Raw genomic sequence first — 4,208 nt, 5'->3', positions numbered from 1 at the left:
TGCTTAGAACGAAAGAGCCTTATAGCTAGATTTAAAAACGCTATGATTCCGTCTGAGTTCGAAAATGCACGGTTTGATAATTATGTAAGGGAAACAGCAGTTCAGCAAACCCTGTACAATGCGATGGTTGAATATTTAAAAATCTTTAATGAGATACGGGATTCAAAGATAAATAGTATCGGTTTTATCGCTGAGGTAGGTGAAACGAAATTAAAAGCTTTACCTCCAGGTGAGCGCAACCAAATGAGACAAGCTAATAACTCATACGGTTTAGGTAAAACTCATTTACAGGTAGCGGCAGCGAAATACGCATTGAACCATTTTAAAGTCACAGACAAGCATACAGGGCGTCTTCGTGGAGTCCGAGTATTATGTGTCCAAGATGTAAATATCATGGCTGAGATTCAAAGCGCGGCGTTTTTAAATGACAATAAAAAGCGTTTGAATGAATTGTTTCATGATTTATGCACATGCGACATTCTAATTTGGGATGATATTGCGAAATCGAAGTACAGTGAATTTAAGGAAGATATGTACTACAAGATTATTAATGAACGATATTTGCACAATCTACCAATCTGGTACACCAGCAATGAGGATTTGGATACGCTGGAGGACAAAATCGGATTCGCGGCCGCTGATCGGTTGTTTGGAATGAGTAAGGATTATTTGTATCAAGTGAAAGGTGCAAGTTATAGAACGACATGAGGTGAATAAAATGTCTATCACTGTAATGCGTCCAGATGTCCATATAACGAGCGTAAGTAGTTGGGGGATGGTATTTACCTTGCCACCTTCTAAAAACGCTCATACACGCGAAGAATACGTCGAAACGACAGGTAAGTGGATTGAGGAACAGTTAAAGAAACATGAAAAACAAATTATCGATATAGATAAACAAAAGGAAGTGTATTTGCAATGCGAGATCAGTTAGAAAAGCTCATTGAGGAATTGAAGTTAAGTCAATCACTTCTTGGTAGTAGGTCGTTGAATCTATTAGATGATGGTGATTTAGAGAAGTACGGCTATTACAACGGGCAACGCGTTGTTTGTGAACGCATGCAAAAGAAATTAGAACAAATTTTGGAGGGTGAAGAAAATGAGTAAATTTAAAAAAGGCGACAGAGTTTATTTTATGAGTTATGGAGAGAAAAGAGTTGGTACGTTCGACCATCAAGATGATTGGAAAGGTTGGTGCTTATTTGACGGGAACGATGTGTTAACTTTTGCACCGATTGGAGATTTGCGTTTACTAGAGGAGGAAACTATGAAAACATACACAGGTTTTGAAGCTATTGAACGGATGAAAACACATTGGATTACAACTCAAGAAAAAGGTTGTGCTTGGAAAATTAAAGAGGATGAGATTTGGAAGAGATTCGATGACACCGAATGGACAGCTACTGAGTTAATTAATTTCTTTTTCAGAAATGAGTTTATTGACTATGTGGAACCACTGAAGTTCGAAGAGGGCGAAATGTTTGTAATGGAGACGGAAAACGCTAAGTGGTATGCGGTTTTTGGGAGTGAAGATGATTACAAATACAATGTAAAAATCTCTTACCCTGTTAACACAATGAGAGTATATGAGGGTGGTTTCCTTTGGAAAGGAGATGATTGTACATTCCGCAAACCGACAGATGAAGAATTAGAAGAGTTTGAAAGATTCATGGTATTTCACAAGAAAGGTCGAAAAATGGACGAGTTCAAATTAGGAGACATTGTTGAACGTGAGGACGCTTTATATATAGTGGTTAATCAAACAGAAGATAATAAGTTCGAACGCGTTATTGGTTGTGTGGAAATTAATGATGATGACGCTCCAGTCAAGTATTTTCCAACTAATGATGTAGAATTACGCTTCTGTATGGAGGACGCAGTAGGATGAGCGATACGAAGTGGATTGTGCTAGTTTGGATAATTACTATTGCAATGTGTTGGTTTGAATGAGGAAAGAGGATTTTATAGTCGTAGCGATAGCGTGGTTTTTCATCACGCTCGCTATGTATCTTTTGAAATTCGTATTAGGAGTGGATCTATGATGATTAAATTACACGAAATTACGGAAGTAGAGAAGAAACAAACTTTCGATATTACGGAACTATTCGAAATGCAGAAGGAACTAGACAAGCGCATTGGATATAATGGTAACGATAAGGCAGATATGTTATTTCGAGCGCTATTAGTTGAGATCGGAGAAGCGTGGAATGAAACGCGGGCATTTAAGATGTGGAGTACGGGGTTTGGGGTTCCGAAAAGTGGACTCTTAGAAGAGTTAATCGATGGACTCCATTTTCTAATGAATATTGTGATTGAGTTAGATAAGTGTACATGGCGTCATGAATTGATTCACTCGTTTTGCATCCAATCTATCATGAAGAAGAATACAAAGAATGTAAATATGTTGTTTGAATGGTATATGCAAGACATTTTGACAGCAAAAAGAGCATGGTGTCAGTACAGCGATTTAACAACAACGATGGGGCATTTAAGAAGGGCATTCGGTATTTTCTTTCGTATTTGCTACTTGTATGGATTTACTTATGAGGACATTGTGCATTCGTATAAAGAAAAGAATGCGGAGAATTTTGAGAGACAAGATAACGGGTATTAAGACCAAATTTGAATTTTATATGAAATGAGGGATAAGAATGATTGAAAAACAAGAACAATTAGATTGGTTGCAAACTAAAAGAATACATTTAGAAAGATTAGAAAAAGATTATACGAAAAGAGGTTCGAGTTACGGAATCACATTAATTAGAAAAGAGATAAAAATAATTGATTCTATTTATGAGAAGTTGAAAGAAAACTAAACAAAATCTTTATTTGAATAAAGAGGGTGAGCATATGACCAATTATCAATCTTTTGTATTAGGGATGTTTGTGGCTTGGTTATGGACATTTTTATAACAAAAGCGTTATTGTATTACAATTTGAATTTTATTAAGAAATGAGGGAGCGGAAGATGAATAATGAAAAAAATGAAGTTGAAATAACAAGCATGGAAGAGTTAATCCGTCTAGTTAAAAAACATGAGTTAATACTCAAACGACATAATCGAGCGATTGAATTACTTTCAGATAATAAAGCATACGAGGCTTACAGAGTTTTAAGAGGCATGGAACAGGTTTAATAAAATTTATAACTAAAGCGTTATTTGAATAGAAAAGGAGGAGTACTTGTGAATAAATTTCATTGGGAAAAAGCCAATAAAGGAGAACGATGTAAAACTTGCGGAACAAATAAAAAAGTTGAGGTTTTATATTACGGAGAAACAAGAACGGACAGTAAATTGTGTATGGGTTGCATAGAAGAAATGGTTGAAGCAATGGAAATGAAAAACCAAACAAAATAGTTATTTTGGAGAAGGTGAGGTGAAGGGATTGGAATTGTTTTTATGGATAATTATCTTCATTTTACTTGGTCACATTGTTTGTATAAAGCTTGATTTAAAACACTTAGAAAAGCGTTTAGATAATTATAAGCAAATAATGGATATACAGAATCAAAAGATTGATGAAACGTGGAGGTATATTAATAAATTTTAACCAAAAGGTGGGATAAGCAATGGAAGTGGATATTGAAGGACAACTGTCTATTTTCGATATCGATGAAACAAAAAACAAGCTGTATGAAGTCTTAGAAGCGAATGGCTATCATTGCGAGATTAGGAGTTATTATCTACACAATGATTACGCGGGCGAGGTTAAGTATTTTTACATTAGAACAACAGACGACACGATTATTGATATGTGTTTAAGTGAGTTTCCTGAGATATTTACGGTGTATGAGGGATTCAGTGAGGCACAGATCAAGAAAATATATAGAGGGAGATTACAATAAAACTTCATTTTTATAGAAAAGGAGAATGAATATGGGGAAACCGTGGTATAGACGAATTTACGCATTGTATAAAGGCGAGCGTTTCATTACAGAAGGGACAATAGCAGAAATTCATGCGGAAACTAATAAGTCAATAGATTTTTTGAGGTATATGACTTTCCCTATATATGAAAAACGCTGTGGAAATAGCACGAAACGACTTCGAATGGTCCTAATAGATGATTAATAAAAATTTCATTTTGGAGAAAAGGGGAATGGATATGAAATACTTTGAGTTTAATAAGCATGAATATTATGCGTTAATTGCGGTAAATGGCGATGTGGATAAAGCGATTGAAATATATGTAGAAAATGTCGCTGGT

General features: G+C 35.3%; 11 protein-coding genes. All 11 read left to right on the top strand.

The features are described from left to right. Positions 1-708, top strand: a 708-nt coding sequence (locus MR058_RS22645; RefSeq protein WP_242145922.1) for a DNA replication protein, incomplete at its 5' end; no start/stop codon positions are given. 10 nt (positions 709-718) lie between these two features. Then, the gene (locus MR058_RS22640; protein ID WP_242145921.1) at positions 719-934 is read left to right on the top strand and encodes a hypothetical protein; all 216 of its coding nucleotides are present in this window, start codon (positions 719-721) and stop codon (positions 932-934) included. Continuing rightward, complete coding sequence (locus tag MR058_RS22635) at positions 919-1,107, top strand: hypothetical protein (RefSeq protein ID WP_087095198.1); 189 nt, start codon at positions 919-921, stop codon at positions 1,105-1,107. The genes MR058_RS22640 and MR058_RS22635 overlap by 16 nt, the downstream gene beginning before the upstream one ends. Continuing rightward, on the top strand, positions 1,100-1,888 hold the full coding sequence (locus tag MR058_RS22630; protein ID WP_242145920.1) for a hypothetical protein: 789 nt from the start codon (positions 1,100-1,102) through the stop codon (positions 1,886-1,888). Before MR058_RS22635 ends, MR058_RS22630 begins: the two co-directional genes overlap by 8 nt. Positions 1,889-2,041: 153 nt before the next feature. Continuing rightward, complete coding sequence (locus MR058_RS22625; RefSeq protein ID WP_242145919.1) at positions 2,042-2,614, top strand: dUTP diphosphatase; 573 nt, start codon at positions 2,042-2,044, stop codon at positions 2,612-2,614. Between the two features lie 37 nt (positions 2,615-2,651). Further along, positions 2,652-2,816: a hypothetical protein gene (locus tag MR058_RS22620; RefSeq protein ID WP_162533137.1), complete on the top strand. Its 165-nt coding sequence runs from the start codon at positions 2,652-2,654 to the stop codon at positions 2,814-2,816. 152 nt (positions 2,817-2,968) lie between these two features. Next, entirely contained in the window at positions 2,969-3,136 is a 168-nt protein-coding gene (locus MR058_RS22615; RefSeq protein ID WP_162533163.1) for a hypothetical protein, read from the top strand. A gap of 48 nt (positions 3,137-3,184) precedes the next feature. Beyond that, the gene (locus MR058_RS22610) at positions 3,185-3,358 is read left to right on the top strand and encodes a hypothetical protein (protein ID WP_242145918.1); all 174 of its coding nucleotides are present in this window, start codon (positions 3,185-3,187) and stop codon (positions 3,356-3,358) included. A gap of 19 nt (positions 3,359-3,377) precedes the next feature. After that, complete coding sequence (locus MR058_RS22605) at positions 3,378-3,551, top strand: hypothetical protein (protein ID WP_242145923.1); 174 nt, start codon at positions 3,378-3,380, stop codon at positions 3,549-3,551. Between the two features lie 19 nt (positions 3,552-3,570). Next, on the top strand, positions 3,571-3,846 hold the full coding sequence (locus MR058_RS22600) for a hypothetical protein (RefSeq protein WP_242145917.1): 276 nt from the start codon (positions 3,571-3,573) through the stop codon (positions 3,844-3,846). A gap of 31 nt (positions 3,847-3,877) precedes the next feature. Next, complete coding sequence (locus MR058_RS22595) at positions 3,878-4,072, top strand: hypothetical protein (protein ID WP_094396548.1); 195 nt, start codon at positions 3,878-3,880, stop codon at positions 4,070-4,072. Positions 4,073-4,208 lie beyond the last annotated feature (136 nt).

Origin of the sequence: Bacillus cereus group sp. BfR-BA-01430 (assembly GCF_022663115.1) — a bacterium.
In the GTDB taxonomy this organism is placed as follows: Bacteria; Bacillota; Bacilli; order Bacillales; family Bacillaceae_G; genus Bacillus_A; species Bacillus_A cereus_BD.
Note: the sequence above shows the minus strand (reverse complement) of the source record. Positions and strands in the feature narration are given on the sequence as shown.

Bases quoted from the DNA above. Each gene is read 5' to 3' on its own strand.
- MR058_RS22620 (WP_162533137.1), top strand. From the start codon at position 2,652: ATGATTGAAAAACAAGAACAATTAGATTGGTTGCAAACTAAAAGAATA.
- MR058_RS22630 (WP_242145920.1), top strand. From the start codon at position 1,100: ATGAGTAAATTTAAAAAAGGCGACAGAGTTTATTTTATGAGTTATGGA.
- MR058_RS22640 (WP_242145921.1), top strand. From the start codon at position 719: ATGTCTATCACTGTAATGCGTCCAGATGTCCATATAACGAGCGTAAGT.
- MR058_RS22615 (WP_162533163.1), top strand. From the start codon at position 2,969: ATGAATAATGAAAAAAATGAAGTTGAAATAACAAGCATGGAAGAGTTA.
- MR058_RS22635 (WP_087095198.1), top strand. From the start codon at position 919: ATGCGAGATCAGTTAGAAAAGCTCATTGAGGAATTGAAGTTAAGTCAA.
- MR058_RS22600 (WP_242145917.1), top strand. From the start codon at position 3,571: ATGGAAGTGGATATTGAAGGACAACTGTCTATTTTCGATATCGATGAA.
- MR058_RS22625 (WP_242145919.1), top strand. From the start codon at position 2,042: ATGATTAAATTACACGAAATTACGGAAGTAGAGAAGAAACAAACTTTC.
- MR058_RS22595 (WP_094396548.1), top strand. From the start codon at position 3,878: ATGGGGAAACCGTGGTATAGACGAATTTACGCATTGTATAAAGGCGAG.